This window comes from Geminicoccus flavidas (genome assembly GCF_009806515.1).
GTDB lineage: Bacteria > Pseudomonadota > Alphaproteobacteria > Geminicoccales > Geminicoccaceae > Geminicoccus > Geminicoccus flavidus.
In genome coordinates, this window is record NZ_WUJP01000077.1 from 1 (window position 1) to 1,054 (window position 1,054).

Below are 1,054 nucleotides of genomic sequence, written 5' to 3' on the forward strand. Positions count from 1 at the left end.
CCAGGCCGAACGTCTCGATCAGCTGGAGCGGATCGATCACGTTGCCGACCGATTTCGAGATCTTCTGCCCCTCGTTGGTCCACCAGCCATGGGCGAACACGCGCTTCGGCGGCGGCAGGTCGGCGGCCATCAGGAAGGCCGGCCAGTAGATCGCATGGAAGCGCAGGATGTCCTTGCCGACCACATGGACATCGGCCGGCCAGAAGGTCCGCCAGGCATCGGTGTCGTCAGGATAGCCCAGCGCAGTCAGGTAGTTGGTGAGCGCGTCCAGCCAGACATACATCACATGGTCGGGGTCGTTCGGGACCGGCACGCCCCACTTGAAGGTCGTGCGCGAGACCGACAGGTCGCGCAGGTTCGACTTCACGAAGCTGACGACCTCGTTGCGCCGGGACGGCGGCAGGATGAAGTCCGGGTTCGTTTCGTAGAAGGCGAGCAGCCGGTCCTGCCAAGCGGAGAGGCGGAAGAAATAGGAGGGCTCCTCCACCCACTCGACGGGCGCCCCGGTGGGCGCCTTGCCGTCGGTGATCTCGCTCTCGTCGAAGAACGCCTCGTCGCGCACCGAGTACCAGCCGGCATATTTGCCCAGATAGATCTCGCCCTTCTCCACCAGCACGTTCCACAGATGCTGGACGGCCCGGTAGTGGCGCTTCTCAGTGGTGCGGATGAAGTCGTCGTGGGAGAAGCCCATCGCGTCGGCCAGGCGACGGAAGCGCTGGCTGACCTCGTCGGTGAAGGCCTGCGGGTCCTTGCCGGCGGCCTGGGCGGCCTTCTCGACCTTCTGGCCGTGCTCGTCGGTGCCGGTCAGGAACCACACCTTCCTTCCATCGAGCCGGGCGAACCTTGCGAACGCATCGCAGGCGAGCGTGGTATAGGCGTGGCCGATATGCGGGCTGTCGTTGACGTAGTAGATCGGCGTGGTGATGTAGAAACGCTCGCCCGCGCTCATGTCGATCGGATCCTTCGGAAGGCTCGCCGCTGCCGTGCTCACCAGGGCTCCGGCAGGACCAGGTGCTCGGCGGCCTCGCCCGCCAGCACCGCCGCCGCCGCCAGG

At 66.0% G+C, this 1,054-nt stretch carries 1 protein-coding gene; it reads right to left on the reverse strand.

What is annotated here, in order from left to right; all coding sequences use genetic code 11:
* On the reverse strand, positions 1-949 hold a 949-nt coding region (locus EQG76_RS02030), incomplete at its 3' end, for a methionine--tRNA ligase (RefSeq protein WP_159710147.1).
* Between the last annotated feature and the right edge of the window lie 105 nt (positions 950-1,054).